Annotated in this window: 10 protein-coding genes and 2 pseudogenes; 8 read left to right on the top strand and 4 right to left on the bottom strand. The window is 70.4% G+C overall.

Features of this window, described 5'->3' with window-relative positions; translation table 11 throughout:
* Positions 1-113: 113 nt before the first annotated feature.
* Positions 114-443: pseudogene (locus ACFHW1_RS05980) on the bottom strand (transposase); the annotation flags it as partial.
* Here ACFHW1_RS05980 and ACFHW1_RS05975 point away from each other — a divergent pair.
* Positions 384-536: pseudogene (locus ACFHW1_RS05975) on the top strand (hypothetical protein); the annotation flags it as partial. The pseudogenes ACFHW1_RS05980 and ACFHW1_RS05975 sit on opposite strands and share 60 nt — an antisense overlap.
* A gap of 88 nt (positions 537-624) precedes the next feature.
* Positions 625-972, top strand: coding sequence for a hypothetical protein (locus ACFHW1_RS05970; RefSeq protein WP_416553170.1), 348 nt, complete (start codon positions 625-627; stop codon positions 970-972).
* Between the two features lie 72 nt (positions 973-1,044).
* Here ACFHW1_RS05970 and ACFHW1_RS05965 read toward each other — a convergent pair whose 3' ends face one another.
* A complete protein-coding gene (locus tag ACFHW1_RS05965) occupies positions 1,045-2,253 on the bottom strand; it encodes a DUF349 domain-containing protein (protein WP_416552802.1) in 1,209 nt (402 codons plus the stop codon).
* Between the two features lie 265 nt (positions 2,254-2,518).
* Here ACFHW1_RS05965 and ACFHW1_RS05960 point away from each other — a divergent pair, with 265 nt between their 5' ends.
* Positions 2,519-3,385, top strand: a complete 867-nt coding sequence (locus ACFHW1_RS05960) for a hypothetical protein (RefSeq protein ID WP_416615029.1) — start codon at positions 2,519-2,521, stop codon at positions 3,383-3,385.
* Complete coding sequence (gene miaA, locus ACFHW1_RS05955) at positions 3,382-4,338, top strand: tRNA (adenosine(37)-N6)-dimethylallyltransferase MiaA (RefSeq protein WP_416553146.1); 957 nt, start codon at positions 3,382-3,384, stop codon at positions 4,336-4,338. Before ACFHW1_RS05960 ends, miaA begins: the two co-directional genes overlap by 4 nt.
* A gap of 49 nt (positions 4,339-4,387) precedes the next feature.
* On the opposite strand, the gene ACFHW1_RS05950 is transcribed toward miaA, so the two are convergent.
* The gene (locus tag ACFHW1_RS05950; protein ID WP_416552798.1) at positions 4,388-5,887 is read right to left on the bottom strand and encodes an NAD-dependent malic enzyme; all 1,500 of its coding nucleotides are present in this window, start codon (positions 5,885-5,887) and stop codon (positions 4,388-4,390) included.
* 385 nt (positions 5,888-6,272) lie between these two features.
* Between ACFHW1_RS05950 and hflX the strand changes: the two genes are divergently transcribed.
* Together hflX and ACFHW1_RS05940 are read left to right on the top strand one after the other, a co-directional pair.
* Positions 6,273-7,676, top strand: coding sequence for a GTPase HflX (hflX, locus tag ACFHW1_RS05945; protein WP_416553144.1), 1,404 nt, complete (start codon positions 6,273-6,275; stop codon positions 7,674-7,676).
* A gap of 94 nt (positions 7,677-7,770) precedes the next feature.
* Positions 7,771-9,573 carry a hypothetical protein gene (locus ACFHW1_RS05940; RefSeq protein ID WP_416552796.1) on the top strand — a complete coding sequence of 601 codons (1,803 nt, stop codon included), beginning with the start codon at positions 7,771-7,773 and terminating at the stop codon, positions 9,571-9,573.
* Positions 9,574-9,621: 48 nt separating this feature from the next.
* Here ACFHW1_RS05940 and lexA read toward each other — a convergent pair whose 3' ends face one another.
* The gene (lexA, locus tag ACFHW1_RS05935; RefSeq protein ID WP_416553142.1) at positions 9,622-10,296 is read right to left on the bottom strand and encodes a transcriptional repressor LexA; all 675 of its coding nucleotides are present in this window, start codon (positions 10,294-10,296) and stop codon (positions 9,622-9,624) included.
* A gap of 546 nt (positions 10,297-10,842) precedes the next feature.
* Here lexA and nrdR point away from each other — a divergent pair.
* Together nrdR and ACFHW1_RS05925 are read left to right on the top strand one after the other, a co-directional pair.
* Positions 10,843-11,340, top strand: a complete 498-nt coding sequence (gene nrdR, locus ACFHW1_RS05930) for a transcriptional regulator NrdR (RefSeq protein WP_416552794.1) — start codon at positions 10,843-10,845, stop codon at positions 11,338-11,340.
* A gap of 311 nt (positions 11,341-11,651) precedes the next feature.
* On the top strand, positions 11,652-16,841 hold the full coding sequence (locus tag ACFHW1_RS05925; RefSeq protein WP_416553140.1) for an adenosylcobalamin-dependent ribonucleoside-diphosphate reductase: 5,190 nt from the start codon (positions 11,652-11,654) through the stop codon (positions 16,839-16,841).
* The last annotated feature ends 149 nt before the right edge of the window (positions 16,842-16,990 follow it).

The raw sequence follows: 16,990 nt of genomic DNA, 5'->3' as shown, positions 1-16,990 counted from the left end.
ACGTGGCCTCCGCAAGGGCCCGGCTACCGGAATGCGGTCCGGTGCTCCGGCCTTCGGGCCGGGGGTGAAGGCCCGCGCTGGGCGGGCCGCCGGGGCCCAGCAGTGCTCTGACCTGGCCGGTTTTGCTGCTCGATGTACTGCTTCACGATGCCCGGTGGCGGCGGCCGACGGAGCCGGCGAAGTACGAGTCTGACCAGAGCTTGTTGGCCCGGTGGTAGTGGCGCACCAGGTCGGGAGATTCCTGCCGCGGGCGGCGCGAGGAGACGCCCTTGAGCGACCAGTTCGGCCTCGGAGTCGCGGCACACGTCACGCGTGATCTGTTCCATCCGGGTCAGGTGGCGGTCGGCGAACACCGGGTGCCGGAACGTTGTCACGAGAACCAGATGAACATGCGTCGCGGGAACACGGTGCCTACCGGTGCGGATACCGTCGAGTTCTGGCATAGGCAACTTGGTGTCGTGTGTTTCGTGCGGCTCCGGTACCGGTTCCGGGGCTGTCCGGCGCCCGGCCAGCGGGTCGCGCTGGCGAAGGTGTTCGGATGTGCCCGGGTGGTGTTCAACGACGGGCTGCGCGTCCGGCAGACCGCCCGCGGGCAGGGCCTGCCGTACGTGTCGGGACGCCGAGTTGTCGAAGTGGGTCATCACGTGGGCCAGGGCGATTCCGGAGCGGGCGTGGCTGGGCGAGGTGTCGGCGGTGGTGTCGTGGCAGGCCCTCGCGGACCTGAACGCCGCGTACCGCGACTTCTTCCACTCCGTGTCGGGCAGGCGCGAGGGTGCGATGGTGGCGCCGCCGGGGTTCCGGTCCCGTAAGGACGACCGGCAGGCCATCCGTTTCACCCGCGATTCCCGGTTCACGGTGCTGGACGACGGTCGTCTGGGGCTGACGCGTTTCGCGGTCGTGTCGGACGGTACGAAGGGACCGTGGAGCGCGGGTAGGACCGGCGACCCGTCCCGGCACCGCGTGGTGAAATGATGACCTGCCAGAACGCTGCGCGTGTCACGCGCGGCGTGGCTGGAACCGCCGCCGTTTAGGGCGGCGAGGATGTCATTTGGCCTGCTCCGCGAGTGCCAGGAACTGCCGCTTGCCGGCGAGTGCCTTCTCCGCTTCGCGGATCCGCCTGGCGTCACCAGCCGCCCGCGCCCGCTCAAGCCGCTGCTCGGCCTCGGCAACCTGCTCGCGCATCTGGGTCAACAGGGGATTGGCCGACGGCTCGGTACGCCGCCACGCCGAGTCCATCGTTTCCCGTACCCGGTCCTCGACCGCTCGCAGTCGACGGTCCAGCCCCGACGCCGACTCGCGCGGCACCCGGCCGATGTCATGCCACTGGCCCTGCACCTCACGCAGCTTCGCCTGCGCGGTACGCGGATCCGCGTCGATGTCGACGGCCTCCAGTTCGGTCAGCAGCGCCTGCTTGCGCTCCAGATTGGCGCGCTGCTCGGCGTCGCGGGCCGAGAAGACCTCGCTGCGACGGGTGAAGAAGGTGTCCTGCGCCGAACGGAACCGTTCCCACAGCTTCTGCTCCGCCTCCTTCGAGGCGCGTGGGGCGGCCTTCCACTCGGCCATCAGCTCCTTGAGCCGGCTCGCGGTGCTGGCCCAGTCGGTCGACTCGGCCAGCGCCTCGGCCTCGGCGACCAACTCGTTCTTGGCCGACTGGGCCTGCTTGCGCTGCGCGTCGAGGGTGGCGAAGTGCGCGCCCCGTCGGCGGGTGAAGCCGTCCCGGGCGGCAGCGAACCGCTTCCACAGCTCCCCGTCGGCCTTCTTGTCGACGCCGCGGATCGTCTTCCACTCGTCGAGAATCTCCCGGAACCGGTCGCCGGTGCTCTTCCACCCGGTGGACTCGGCCGCGAGCTGCTCGGCCTCGACCACCAGCTCGGTCTTGCGGGCCAGCGCGGCGGCGCGGGCGGCGTCGCGCGCCGCTCTGGCCTGCGCCGCCTTCTCCTCTGCGAGGGTCGCCAGCTTGTCCAGCCGGTCGGCCAGCGAATCGAGATCGCCGACCACATGGGCCTCGGCCAGTGACCCGCGCAGTCGTCGGATCGTGCTGAGCGAATGTGTCGCGTCGGCGGCGCCGGATTGCAACCGGGCCTCCGTCAAGTCGACCTCGGTCACCAGGTCGGCGAACCGGCGGGCGAAGTGTGCCAGGCCTTCCTCCGGCGCTCCAGCCTGCCAGGACCCGACCGCGCGCTCCCCTTCGGCAGTCTTGACGTAGACCGTGCCGTCCGCATCAACCCGTCCGAAGGAAGTCCAGTCGCTCATGTGCCCATCCTCGTTCTCCCGGCGTCGCAGGATCGAGATGTCCCGATGGACGCCGCCGCGGCGCAGTTAGGTTGCGGGTAAGTTTCCCCTGCGCATTGTCACAGGTCCAACCCTGCCGGCGTCGAGCGCCTGTCGCCGACCGTGACCATACGGTGTCCTTGTCGGTGGTTGGCCCACGAGTCGGTGTCAAAGGGGCCAAATTTCGACACTGAAGGTGATTGGTCGACTGCGTGGAGCAACAGGACTACGGGTTACCGTGGAAGCCGTGCCCCCGCTGCGCGTCGCCTTCTGCCCACACCCGCCGGTGATCGCTCCCGAACTGGCCGGTGGGGCCGCCGCCGAGCTCGACGAGCTGCGGCGCGCCGCGACCGACGCCGTCCGGTCCCTGGCCGACTGCCCCGCCGAGCGGATCGTGGTCATCGGCACCGACGATCCGGCGACCGATCTCGATTCGGCGGAGCGGGTCTGGCGGCCACCGTTGTCCGCCAGCTTCCGACCCTGGGGGGCGGCGGTCGACGTACCCCTGGGCACGTCCCCGAACCCCGCGGCCGCCGTCGTCGATGCCGTACCCGCCCCCGACGCGACGTCGACCGGTGCCAGCCGCCGCCTGCCGCTGAGCCTGACCGTCGCGGCGTGGCTGCTCGCCCGCGCCGACGTCGACCCCGCCCGCACGGCGGTCGAAATGGTCGCGGTCCCCGCTGGTACGCCACCCGAACAGTGCCGACGGCGCGGGCGGCTGCTCGCCGGGTCCGCAGCGGCGGGACCCCGGAGCGCCGACCGACCGTGGGCGGCCCTGGTGATGGGGGACGGCTCCGCCTGCCGGGGCCTCGCCTCACCCGGCTACCAGGACGACCGGGCAGAACCCTTCGACGACGAGGTCGCCGCCGCCCTCGCCGCCGCCGACCCCCGGAGACTCGCCCGCCTGGACCCGGCCCTGGCCGGTGCGCTGCGGGTCGCCGGCCGGGCCGCCTGGCAGGTGGCCGCCGGTGCGGCGACTGCTGGCACTGAAGCCGCCGGTGCCCCGAACACCGGCGCGGTGGCCGGCGACATGGCCGACTGGACCGGTCGGCTCACCTACTACGCCGCACCGTACGGCGTGGCGTACTTTGTCGCCTCGTGGGACCGGAACTGACCAAGGGCCGCGGCACCGGGCCGCGCCGACCACCGACGATCCGCCCGGACCGGGTGGTGGCGGTGATCGGCCCGACCGCCGCCGGCAAGTCCGCGCTGAGCATCGCCCTCGCCGAGCAACTCGACGCCGAGGTGGTCAACGCCGACTCGATGCAGCTGTACCAGGGGCTGGACATCGGCACCGCCAAGCTCACTGTCGACGAACGGTCCGGCATTCCGCACCACCTGCTCGACATCTGGCCGGTCACTGCGCCGGCCAGCGTCGCCGAATACCAGCGGTTGGCCCGCACCGCCATCGACGACATCCTGCGCCGGGGACGGCTGCCGCTGCTGGTTGGCGGCTCCGGCCTGTACGTCCGGGCGGTACTGGAGAAGTTCGACTTCCCCGGCACCGACCCGGCACTGCGCGACCGGCTCGAAGCCGAACTCGCCGAAACCGGCCCGGCTGCGCTGCACGCCCGGCTGGCTGCGGCCGACCCGGCGGCCGCAGCCGCGATTCTGCCCGGCAACGGGCGGCGGATTGTCCGGGCGCTGGAGGTGATCGAGCTGACCGGGCGGCCGTTCACCGCCGCTCTGCCGGAACCGGTGCCTTACTACGACGCCGTACAACTCGGTGTGGACCTGCCCACCGGTCCACTCGGCGAGCGGATCGCCCGTCGGGTGGACCGGATGTGGCAGCAGGGCCTGGTCGACGAGGTCCGCGCGTTGCTCGAGCGGGGCCTACGGGACGGCCGTACGGCGAGCCGGGCGCTCGGCTACCAGCAGGTGCTCCGGATGCTCGACGGTGAGTACGACGAGGAACAGGCCCGGGCGGACACGGTACGGGCGACCCGCCGGTTCGTCCGCCGGCAACGTTCCTGGTTCCGCCGCGACGCCCGGGTGTGCTGGCTCGACGGCGCAGACCCCGACCTGGTCCGGGCGGCGCATGCCGCGTTGCGCGCTCCGGGCAGCTGATCGTAGCCGGCTCAGCCAACCCGGTCCGGCCGCCGCCAGCCGCCCAGAGTCAGTTGTCGGCCGCCGCCGACCGTTGCTGGATGGTGGGCATACTGACCGGAGCGGTGGCCAAGGCCGTCTGTGTGGGTGCGGCCACGTCCGTCTGTGCGGCCAGGTCCGGGGCCAGCGCCGCGGCTCGGACCGCAGCGGCCACCGCCGGCGCCACCCGGGGATCGAACACGCTCGGCACGATCACCGTCGGGTTGATTCGGTCCTCACCCACCACGTCCGCGATGGCCCGTGCCGCCGCCAACGCCATGTCGTCGGTGAATGTCTCGGCGTGCGCGTCCAGCATCCCCCGGAAAACCCCGGGGAAGGCGAGCACGTTGTTGATCTGGTTCGGCTGGTCGGACCGCCCCGTCGCGACGACGGACGCGTGCCGGCGGGCCTCGCGCGGGTCCACCTCGGGATCCGGGTTCGCCAGCGCGAACACGATCGAGTCCGGGGCCATCGTCGCGATGTCGTCGCCGGTCAGCAGATTTGGCGCGCTTACCCCGATGAACACGTCCGCGCCGCGCAACGCGCCGGGCAGATCTCCGGCGTACCCGGTTGAGTTGGTGTGCTCGGCCAGCCACTGCCAGGTGGGGTTGAGCCCACTCAGCCCTCGGTGCAGCGCCCCCGGCCGGTCGTAGGCGATGACGTCGCCGACGCCCTGGCGCAGCAGCAGCTTGATGATGGCGGTGCCGGCTGCGCCCGCTCCGGAAACCACCACCCGTACGTCGCCGAGCTGCTTGCCCACCACCCGCAGCGCGTTGGTCAGTGCGGCCAGCACGCAGATCGCCGTGCCGTGCTGGTCGTCGTGGAACACCGGGATGTCGAGCAGTTCCCGCAGCTTCGACTCGATCTCGAAGCAGCGGGGCGCGGCGATGTCCTCCAGGTTGATCCCACCGTAGCCCGGGGCGATCGCCCGTACGATCGACACGATCTCGTCCGGATCCTGGGTGTCCAGCACCACCGGCCAGGCGTCGACGCCGCCGAACCGCTTGAACAGCGCCGCCTTGCCCTCCATCACCGGCAGCGCGGCCGCTGGGCCGAGATTGCCCAGCCCGAGCACTGCCGAGCCGTCGGTCACCACCGCCACGGTGTTGCGCTTTATGGTCAGCCGGCGCGCGTCGGCCGGATTGTCGGCGATCGCCAGGCACACCCGAGCCACCCCCGGCGTGTACGCCCGGGACAGCTCGTCCCGGTTCCGTAGCGACACCTTCGGGGCCACTTCGATCTTGCCGCCCAGATGCAGCAGGAACGTCCGGTCCGACACCTTGCGGACCTCGACGCCGTCGAGCGCCTCGAGCTCCTTGACCACGTCGTCGGCGTGCGCCGCGTCGGCCGTGTCGCAGGTCAGGTCGACCACCACGCTGACCGGGTCGGAGTCGACCACGTCGAGAGCGGTGACGATGGCACCAGCATCGCCGACACAGGTGGTCAACCGGCCGATCGCGGACGCGTCGGCGGGGATGCTGATCCGGATGGTGATGGAGAAGCCGGCACTGGGCAGGCGGGTGGTCGCCACGGGATCCCTCCGTCGTTGGTGGGGGCGGCCGGACCGGGCCGCTGCACCATTCTTGCGCGTGATCCGCACCAGGCCCGCTCCGCCCCGCGTACGGCGTGCCGTAGCCGTTCAGCCGCAGGTCGCGGCGCGACCACCCGGCCCGGCGTCGGCTGCGAACGGACCGGCGCGCGGCCGCGACCCGACCAGGTACCGGCCGTGCGGGCAGCCCTCGTCCTGATATGTAGGTGCGGCGCGGCCGTCGGCGTGTCACGATCGAATCCTGAGGAGGCAGCTTTTGCGTACATATCGTGCCGAGGAGACGGTTCACCCGCCGTTCCACCTGTCGACCGCCGCCGACCTGGACGGCCCAACCGGGCCCGATGGTCAAACCGGGCCGGACGGTCCGATCAAGCCGACGGACGACGACACCACCGTCGGCGACCTTGAGCTGGCTGACCGGCACGCGCTGCGCCGCGTCGCCGGGCTCTCCACCGAACTCGCCGACATCACCGAGGTCGAGTACCGCCAGCTGCGGCTGGAGCGCGTGGTGCTGGTTGGAGTGTGGGAGAGCGGGACGGTGACCGACGCGGAGAACTCGCTCACCGAGCTCGCCGCGCTCGCCGAGACCGCCGGGTCCCAGGTGTTGGAGGGCCTGATCCAGCGCCGCGACCGGCCTGACCCGGCCACCTACGTCGGCCGGGGCAAGGTCGGCGAACTCAGCGACGTGGTGCTTGCCTCGGGCGCGGACACGGTGATCTGCGACGGCGAACTCTCCCCGTCACAGCTGCGCAACCTGGAGCAGAAAGTCAAGGTCAAGGTCATCGACCGGACCGCGCTGATCCTGGACATCTTCGCCCAGCACGCCAAGAGCAAAGAGGGCAAGGCCCAGGTCGAGCTGGCCCAGCTGGAGTACCTGCTGCCCCGGCTGCGCGGCTGGGGCGAGACGCTGTCCCGGCAGACCGGCGGCAGTGGCCGTGGCGGCGGTGCCGGCGGCGGCGTTGGTCTGCGCGGCCCCGGTGAGACCAAACTTGAAACGGACCGGCGCCGGATCCGTACCCGGATCGCCCGCCTGCGGCGGGAGATCAAAGGTATGCGGACGGTACGCGAGACCAAACGCGCCCGCCGTACCCGCAACGCGGTGCCGGCGGTGGCGATCGCCGGCTACACCAACGCCGGCAAGTCCAGCCTGCTGAACCGGATCACCGGTGCCGGGGTGCTGGTCGAGGACGCGTTGTTCGCCACCCTCGACCCGACCACCCGCCGGGCGCACGCCGCCGACGGCCGGGTCTACACCCTGTCGGACACCGTCGGTTTCGTCCGGCACCTGCCGCACCAGATCGTCGAAGCGTTCCGCTCCACCCTGGAGGAGGTCGCCGAGGCCGACCTGGTGGTGCATGTGGTCGACGGTGCCCATCCTGATCCGGAGGAACAGGTTCGCGCGGTCCGTGAGGTGCTCGCCGAGGTGGGTGCCGACCGTCGCCCCGAGTTGCTGGTCGTCAACAAGATCGACGCGGCCAGCGAGGAGGAGCTGCTGCGGCTCAAGCGGCTCTGGCCCGACGCGGTCTTCGTCTCCGCCCGGCAGGCCCGGGGCATCGACAGCCTGCGCGCCGCGATCGAGCAACGCCTGCCACGACCGGCCATCCAGGTCAGCGTGATGCTGCCGTACCACCGGGGTGACCTGGTGTCCCGGGTGCACCACCGGGGTGAGGTCCTCGGTACCCGGCACACCGCCGCCGGTACACTGCTGCAGGCGCGCGTAGACGAGGCACTGGCCGCCGAACTCCAACCGTTCCTCACCCCGGGCGAGTGACATTTTTTCAGCAAACCCAGTGGTCCGCCGGAGACTTCACGTGATGGATCACGGTGTAACAGTTGGGCTCAGGCCGGCGTGCGACACTCGTCGGATGCGTCGGCTCCTGACCCCGGCCGCGATCGCCGTCGGACTACTCACGATTCACTTCCTGGCTCCGGCCGGCCCGGCCATGGCCCTGCCCGCCCAGGACCCCTCCCCGCCCGCTGCCCAGCAGGTGACACCGGGCGAGCCGGTCTGCGAGATCACCGACGAGCGGCTGCGGGAGATCTCCGGTCTCGTCGCCACCGCCGGCGGCTACGTCGTGGTCAACGACAGCACCGAGACCGACAGCAACGAGCGGGTGTTCTTCCTCGACTCGTCCTGCGACGTCGCCAACGCCATCCAGTACCCGACTCCGCCACTGGACCCGGAGGACCTGGCGATCTCCCCGGACGGGCAGACCCTCTGGATCGCCGACGTCGGGGACAACCCGACCGCCGACGAGCGTCGCGAACGAATCGCGCTGTGGTCCCTGCCAGTTGACGGCTCCGCCCAACCGGTCATCCACCGGGTGAGCTACCCGGACGGCCCGCACGACGCCGAGGCGTTGCTGATCGCCAACGACGGCACCCCGCTGATCATCACCAAGGAGACCGGCCCGTCCGGCCTGTACCGCCCGGTCGAACAACTCCGCAGCGACAACGACGACCCGGTGCCGATGGAGCGGGTCGGCGAACTCGAACTGCCCACCACCAGCACCCCGAACCTGTTTGCCGCCGCCGGCCGGCTCACCGTCACCGGCGCGGCCCGGGCCCTGGACGGCAGCCGGATCGCCCTGCGCACCTACGCCGACGCCTTCGAGTGGGACCTGCCGGCCGACGGCGACATCGTCACGACGCTCACCACCGAACGCCCCCGGGCCACCCCGCTCACCGACCCGTTCGGCGAATCGATCGCCTACTCCACGGACGGGACCACCTTCCTCACCGTCTCCGACGTCGCCACCCTCGACGAGGAAACCCCGGTGGAGATCCTGCGTTACACCCCGAGCACCGAGGTCGCGGCCGAGGTCGACGACACCGGCGGCGGCAGCGACCGGGACGCACCGTCCTGGCTCAACCAGATCAGCCTGCAGGAGATCAATCTGCTGATCGCGGCGGTCGGCGTGCTCGGCGCACTGCTGGTTGGGCTCGGCATCTTCGGCATTGTCCGGGCCCGACGGACGGCACGGTCGGCGGCGACCGGTTTACGCGGCGGAGGCCGCGCCGACCGCGACCCGGACCGGTCCGACCGCGACCCGGGGGACCGCGACCGCGCTGCGGCCTACGCCAGCGATTCGCTGGGCAGCGGTGCCTACGCCAGCGGGGCATTGGGCAGCGGCGCGCTGCCCGGTGGCGGACCGGCCCCGGCCGGCCGCAAATCCGGCGGTGTCTACGGCGCGGCGAAACCCGCCGCCGGGTCGGCCGCCCCGGGCGGCCTCTACGGCGGGGCGGCGGCAAGACCGCCCGCCGGCGGCGGGACCTACGGCGCAACCAAGCCCGCCACCGGTGGCCGGGCCGGCGTCTACGGGGCCGCGGCGGCACCGCCGCCGGACACTGGCGGCTACCGCCCGGCTGGCGGGGTCGACTCCGGGGCGGTGTACGGGGCGGCCAAACCGGCGCCACCGGCCCGGCCCGGCGCGGCCGGCGTCTACGGCGGCACCGGGCACTCCGGCCGATCAGGCGACCGCAGGGACGCTCGCGAGTCAGGCGGATCCTGGGACCTCGGCGGCGACTACCCGGGCGACGGCTACCCGGCCGACCGCTACGACCAGCCACGGGCTGGCTCGCCGCGCCCACCAGCCGGGCGTGGCGAGCGGGAACCCGGCGTCTACGGCCGGCCCGTGCCTGAGGATCCGGACGAGTGGCACGGCTGACGCACCGCTCCCGCTGCTGACACCCCGCCGAGCTCTGGTGCCCGCCGGTCAGACCCGGCGTAGCACCGCCACCACCCGCCCCATGATGGTGGCCTCGTCACCGGGGATCGGGTCGAAGGCGGCGTTGTGCGGCATCAACCAGACGTGCCCGTCGCGCCGCCGGTAGGTCTTCACCGTGGCCTCGCCGTCGATCATCGCGGCGACGATCTCCCCGGAATCGGCGGTCGGCTGCTGGCGTACCACCACCCAGTCGCCGTCGCAGATCGCCGCGTCGATCATCGAATCGCCCTTGACCTGCAGCATGAACACCTCACCCTCGCCGACCAGCTCGCGGGGCAGCGGGAAGACGTCCTCCACCGCCTGCTCGGCCAGGATCGGCCCACCGGCGGCGATCCGGCCCAGCATCGGCACGTACGCCGGAGCTGGCCGCAGCGCCCGTTCGGCCTCGTCGTCGGCGGCGTCGTGCGGCGGACGCACGTCGACCGCCCGGGGGCGGTTCGGATCCCGGCGCAGGAAGCCTTTCCGCTCCAGCTCCTTGAGCTGGTAGGCGACGCTGGACGGGGAAACCAGGCCGACCGCCTCGCCGATCTCCCGCACGCTGGGCGGGTAACCGTGCCGGTCCACCCAACTGCGGATGAACTCCAGGATCCGGCGCTGCCGGGCGGTCAGCTCGCCGCTGACCGGCTCGGGGAAGGCGCTCACCACCGGTGTCACGGCGCGCAACCGGGACTCGCCGGAGCGGCTGCCCCGCCGTCCACGAACCGACGCACCGGCGTTGACCGTCGTCGCGCCGCTGCTGCCGCTACCCTGCTGGGGCGGGCCCGCCCTGTCGTCGCTCGACACATCCGTCCTCTCCCCGGCCGTCAGATCGCGTCCTGATCGGCACCATTGGTATCGACCAAGACGGTAACCAGAGTTTCGGTCAGGTTCAAACATCTGTACGAGATGTCGGTGCGTGTCGTCCTGGCAGTAGTTTATCGTACGCATGTTCGACTTATTTCGGTGGTGGCATGGCCGGTAACCCTCGGGCAGGGATCGGTGTTGGCAGAGTGACGACGCGCCGAAGGGCGTCGGTCAACTTGACCGGACCCCGGTTGCGGCCTAACGTCGACCCCAACATCTAGTAGTTACAAGGGCGTAAGTTGTCCACAGGTTGGGTCTCCTGACTGAGAGTAACGTCTCCAGCAGGTTGGCCCCGCACACCGTGGTAACCCGCGGTGACCGCTGTGCGCCCGTTCGACCCCGCGGCTCGACGGAAGGGACATCGGCATGCGCTGCCCGTACTGCCGGCACGCCGACTCGCGCGTGGTCGACTCGCGGGAAGCCGACGACGGCCAGCTCATCCGCCGCCGCCGGTCCTGCCCGGAGTGCGGCAAGCGGTTCACCACCGTCGAGGAGGCGGTGCTCGCCGTGGTCAAACGCAGCGGCGTCACCGAGCCGTTCAGCCGATCCAAGATCATGGGCGGGGTGCGCAAGGCCTGCCAGGGCCGACCGGTGGACGACGATGCCATTGCCCTGCTGGCCCAGAAGGTCGAGGAGACCGTACGGGCCAAGGGTGCGGCCGAGATCCCCAGCCACGATGTCGGGCTGGCGATCCTCGGGCCGCTGCGCGAGCTGGACGAGGTGGCGTACCTGCGGTTCGCCAGCGTCTACCGGTCCTTCGACTCGCTGGACGACTTCGAGCGCGAGATCGAGACGCTGCGGGCCGCCGCCGGGGCGCGGCAGGCCGCGACGACCCCGGTGGCGGCCGGGCCCGGGCCCGGCTGACCGGCCCCGCGGCAAACCTGGAACAGCAAGGCGTACGGCCGACCGCCGGTCCCGGTGGGGCGGGTACGGCCGAGAAAAAAAGCTGACGGCAAGACGGAAACGACCGCGTGGCACGACGCTGCGCGAGAGCCTGAGGGGGCGATCAGATGGCGGGGGAAGGTGTGACCGCGAAGACAGGCGGTAGCGGTAGCGGCGGCACGGCGAAGGCCAACGGCAAGGCCGGGTCGACCAACGGCAAGGCCGGATCGGCCGCGGGCTCCAACGCGCGGGTACGGGCCAAGGCCGGCGCGGGCGGCCTGACCGTCGAGCGGGTGTGGACCTCCGAGGGTGTGCACCCGTACGACGAGGTGACCTGGCAGCGCCGCGACGTGGTGATGACCAACTGGCGCGACGGCACGGTCAACTTCGAGCAGCGCGGCGTGGAGTTCCCGGAGTCGTGGAGCGTCAACGCGGCCAACATCGTCACCACCAAGTACTTCCGTGGAGCGGTGGGGACCCCGCAGCGGGAATGGTCGCTCAAGCAGCTGATCGACCGGGTGGTGAAGACCTACCGGGCAGCGGGGGAGCAGCACGGCTACTTCGCCACCGGCGCCGACGCCGAGATCTTCGAGCACGAGCTGACCTGGATGCTGCTGCACCAGGTGTTCAGCTTCAACTCGCCGGTCTGGTTCAACGTCGGCACCGCCTCCCCGCAGCAGGTATCAGCGTGCCAGCCGTACCACTCGCTCGTGAGCACGCCGGCCGGCCTCGTCCCGATCGGCAAGCTGGTCGAGGAGAACGCCGTCGGAGCCAAGGTCTACGACGCACACGGGCTGACCCGAATTCTCGCGGTCCAGGCCAACGGCATCAAGGACGTATTGCGCCTGCACACCAAAGCCGGCTACACCCTGGACGTCACCGCAGACCACCTGGTCTGGAAATCGACCGGCGAGGGCACCGGTCGGTTCGTCGAAGCCGGCACCCTGGTCGCTGGCGACACTCTCGAATGGCACCGGCGGGGCAGCGACGGCGAGGCGGAGTTCCACCCCGGCGACGTCCACGAGGCCGCGCTGGCCGGTTGGCTGCAGTCAGACGGCTTCGTCGGCCAGTGCGATCAGGGCACCAACCGGTCGTTGACGATCGAGGCGATGACCGTCAACGACGACGAACTCAGCTGGGTCGTCGCCGCGATCGACCAGGTCTTCCCTGGCGCACACCGCCATGAACGCCGTGTCGTCGCCCAGGACGTCACCCTCGACTGCCGGCGGACCCGGTTGTCCGGGGAGAATCTGCGCCCGTTCATCGACAAGTGGGGCCTGCTTGCCCGGGGCACCGAGATGGAGGTGCCGGCAACGCTGTTCACCGCGCCGCTGCCGGTCGTCGCCGCCTATCTGAAGAGCATCTTCCAGGCAGAGGGCTATGTCTCGGCGCGTGAGGCGTCCACCTCGGTCGGCGTGGACATGGTCGGCGAGCGGTTGATTCGCGGGCTGCAGCGGCTGCTGCTGCGCTTCGGGATCTTCGCCCGGGTCGGTTTCAAGGCCGACCCGCGACCGAACCGGCACGGCACCTGGTCGTTGCGCATCCAGAACCACGGCGACCGGGACACCTTCGCCGCAGAGATCGGGTTCGTCGACGCCCGCAAGTCCGGCAAGCTGGAGGAGAGCTTTGCCAAGGTGGGCCGGTCCGCCAAGGCGACGAAACGCCTCGTCATCGACCGGGTCGAACCGCTCGGGGCGATGGAGGTCTACGACATCCAGACCGAGTCGGGGGAGTACCTCGCCGACAACCTGCGAGTGCACAACTGTTTCATCCTCGCCGTCGACGACTCGATGGATTCCATCCTCGATTGGTACAAAGAGGAAGGGCTGATCTTCAAGGGCGGCTCCGGGTCCGGGGTGAACCTGTCCCGGATCCGCTCCTCCAAGGAGTTGCTGTCCAGCGGTGGCACCGCCTCCGGCCCGGTCAGCTTCATGCGCGGCGCCGACGCCTCGGCCGGCACCATCAAGTCGGGCGGCGCCACCCGCCGGGCCGCCAAGATGGTCATCCTCGACGTGGACCACCCCGACATCGAGGAGTTCGTGCAGACCAAGGCCCGCGAGGAGGACAAGATCCGGGCGCTGCGCGACGCCGGGTTCGACATGGACCTCGGCGGTGCCGACATCGTCAGCGTCCAGTACCAGAACGCCAACAACTCGGTCCGGGTCTCCGACGAGTTCATGCGGGCGTACGAGGACGGGGGCAACTTCGACCTGCGGGCCCGGCTCGACGGCTCGGTGATCGACACCGTCGACGCCAAGAAGCTGTTCGGCACCATCGCACAGGCCGCCTGGGAATGCGCCGACCCGGGTCTGCAGTACGACGACACAATCAACGACTGGCACACCTGCCCGGAAACCGGACGTATCACTGCATCTAACCCATGCAGTGAATATGTCCATTTAGATAATTCGTCGTGCAATCTTGCGTCGCTCAATCTGATGAAATTCCTGCGGGCCGACGGCGGCTTCGAGCTGGAAAAGTTCGTCCACTCCGTCGAGTTCATTATCACCGCGATGGACATCTCTATCTGCTTCGCCGACTTCCCGACCCAGAAGATCGGCGAGACCACTAGGGCGTACCGGCAGCTCGGCATCGGCTACGCCAACCTCGGTGCGCTGCTGATGGCGTCCGGCCTGCCGTACGACTCGGAAGCCGGCCGGTCCTACGCCGCCGCCATCACCTCGGTGATGACCGGTACGGCGTACCGTCGTTCGGCGGAACTGGCCGGCGTGGTCGGCGCCTACGACGGCTACGCCCGCAACGCCGAGGGCCACAAGCGGGTGATGCGTAAGCACGCCGCTGCCAGCGATGAGATCCGCCCGACCGGCCCGACCGCCACCGCCCTGGCCCGGGAAGCCGCCCGGCAATGGGAAATCGGCAACAAGATCGGCGAAAAAAACGGCTGGCGCAATTCCCAGGCAAGTGTACTCGCGCCCACTGGTTGCCTCACCGCGGACACAATGGTGACCACCGACCGCGGGCTGATGCGACTCGGTGAGATCGGCGACGTCTACGGCGACCGCTGGCAGGACCTCGACATGATGGTGTCGACCGACGAGGGAGCCCGCCAGGCGACGAAGTTTTTCGTCAACGGTGAGGAGCCCACTCGCCGGGTGGTCACCAACGGCGGCTACCAGATCCAGGGCACCCTGGCCCACCGGGTCAAGGTGGTGGAACCGGCGACCGGCGAATGGGTCTGGAAGCGGATGGCCGAGGTTGCCCCCGGCGACCTGGTACCGGTGCAGCTCGGCACCCTGGTCGGCGAGCCACGTCGGGTGCCGCTGCCGGTGCTCGACCAGGCATACTACGCCGGCGACCGGCGACTGTACGTGCCGGACGCGGTCGACGCCGAGCTGGCCGAACTGGTCGGCTACTTCATGGGTGACGGCAGCCTGCACGCCAAGGGGCTGCGGTTCGCCGTAGCCGACACCGACCTTGACGTGGTGGAACGGTTGCGGGTGCTCGGCAAGGGCCTGTTCGGGCTGGAACCGGAGGTCGCGGCGCGCACCGGCTACCAGGAGGTCGTCTTCTCCTCGGTGCGGCTGGCCCGCTGGTGGCAGGCAGCCGGGTTCGCCAAGACGCTGCCGCACCCGGAACACACCGGCAAGGGCTGGTCGCCCCGGGTGCCGTCGGCGATCCTGGAGACCAACGACGTCACCGTCTACATCGCGTTCCTGCGCGGCCTGTTCGAGGCCGACGGGACGGTGATCGAGGGAGTGCCGTCCGTGTCGACGTCCGCCGAGTCGTTCGCCGCGGAGATCCGTACCCTGCTGCTGACCCTCGGGATGGCGACCACCACCCGGCGGACCCGCAGCGGCATGGGCAGCGACATCTGGCAGGTGCGGCTGCGCAATACCGACCACGCGATCCGGTACGAGGAGACGATCGGCTTCATCGGCGCCCGCAAGGCGGAGCAGATCGTCGCCGCGCCGCAGCAGACCGGCAACCGGGACCGAATCCACCTGCCGCGTGAGCTGTGGGATCTGCTGGTGCCGGCCGGACACCCGATGCGCGGTGCGGTCGTGCAGTCGCTGGCGAAGACCGGTGGCGTGTCGCGGACGCTGGCCGGCGAGATCTACGGCGAGGTGCTGGACGACCGCCTCGGGCACGCGCTCGGCTACCTCTACGAGACAGTGGCGGCGAACGAGGACGGTGGCGTGCAGCCGACGTACGACCTGTCGGTGCCGGCCAACGTCACCTACGTCGCCGGCGGGTTCGTCAGTCACAACACCATCGGTCTGATGATGGACTGCGACACCACCGGGGTGGAGCCCGATCTGGCGCTGGTCAAATTCAAGAAACTGGTCGGCGGTGGCTCGATGCAGATCGTCAACCAGACGGTGCCGCGCGCGCTGCGCAGCCTCGGCTACCCGGAGGAGCAGGTCGAGGCGATCGTCGAGCACATCGCCGACCACGGGCACGTGGTCGACGCGCCGAGCCTGCGCACTGAGCACTACCCGGTGTTCGACTGCGCGATGGGGGAGCGGTCGATCGCGCCGATGGGGCACGTGCGGATGATGGCGGCGGTGCAGCCGTTCATCTCCGGGGCGATCTCCAAGACGGTCAACATGCCGGAGGCGGCGACCGTCGCCGACGTCGAGCGGATCTACTTCGAGGGCTGGAAACTGGGCCTCAAGGCGCTGGCGATCTACCGGGACAACTGCAAGGTGGGCCAGCCGCTGTCGGCGGCCAAGTCGGACAAGGACAAGGAGACCGCCGCCGCCGAGCAGGCCAAGGTGATCGAGAAGGTCGTCGAAAAGGTCGTCGAGTACCGCCCGGTGCGTAAGCGGCTGCCGAAGAAGCGCCCGTCGGAAACGGTGTCGTTCTCGGTCGGCGGTGCCGAGGGCTACCTGACCGCCTCGTCGTACCCGGACGACGGCCTCGGCGAGGTCTTCCTCAAGATGTCGAAGCAGGGTTCGACGTTGGCCGGGGTGATGGATGCCTTCTCGGTGGCGATCTCGATCGGCCTGCAGTACGGCGTACCGCTGGAGACGTTCGTCGCGAAGTTCACCAACATGCGCTTCGAGCCGGCCGGCATGACCGACGACCCGGACGTGCGGATGGCGGCGTCGGTGATGGACTACATCTTCCGTCGCCTGGCGTTGGACTTCCTGCCGTACGACCGCCGGGCCGAGCTGGGCATCTTTACCGCCGCCGAGCGGACCGCGCAGATGCGGGCCGAGGCGGAGGCGGAGAACGCGGCGTCGGAGCTGTCGGAGATGGCGGTGTCCGCGCCGGTCGAGCCGAAGCATCCGGAGGCGTCGGCACCGTCGTCGGCCGACTCCGGCAGCGGTACGGCGACCGAGCCGGCCCCCGCGAGTACGCCGGCCCCTTCGTCGGTGCACTCGTCGACGGAGCTGTTGGAGGCGGTGATCGGCAAGGCGGCCGACGCGCCGCTCTGCTTCACCTGCGGCACGAAGATGCGCCCGGCCGGTAGCTGCTACGTCTGTGAGGGCTGCGGTTCCACCTCCGGCTGCAGCTGATCGAACACGTGTCACGGGGAGCCGGATGTGATCCGGCTCCCCGTTCGCGGTTCAGCTGACGACGGCACCTCCCGGGCAGGGTGATCATCTAGTGCCGCGTCAGGCAACGTTGGCCCTGTTGACTACCTCGCGTAGGCGTTCGTCGGCGG

It is taken from the genome of Micromonospora sp. LOL_014 (assembly GCF_048060245.1).
Taxonomy (GTDB): domain Bacteria; phylum Actinomycetota; class Actinomycetes; order Mycobacteriales; family Micromonosporaceae; genus Micromonospora_E.
Note: the sequence above shows the minus strand (reverse complement) of the source record. Positions and strands in the feature narration are given on the sequence as shown.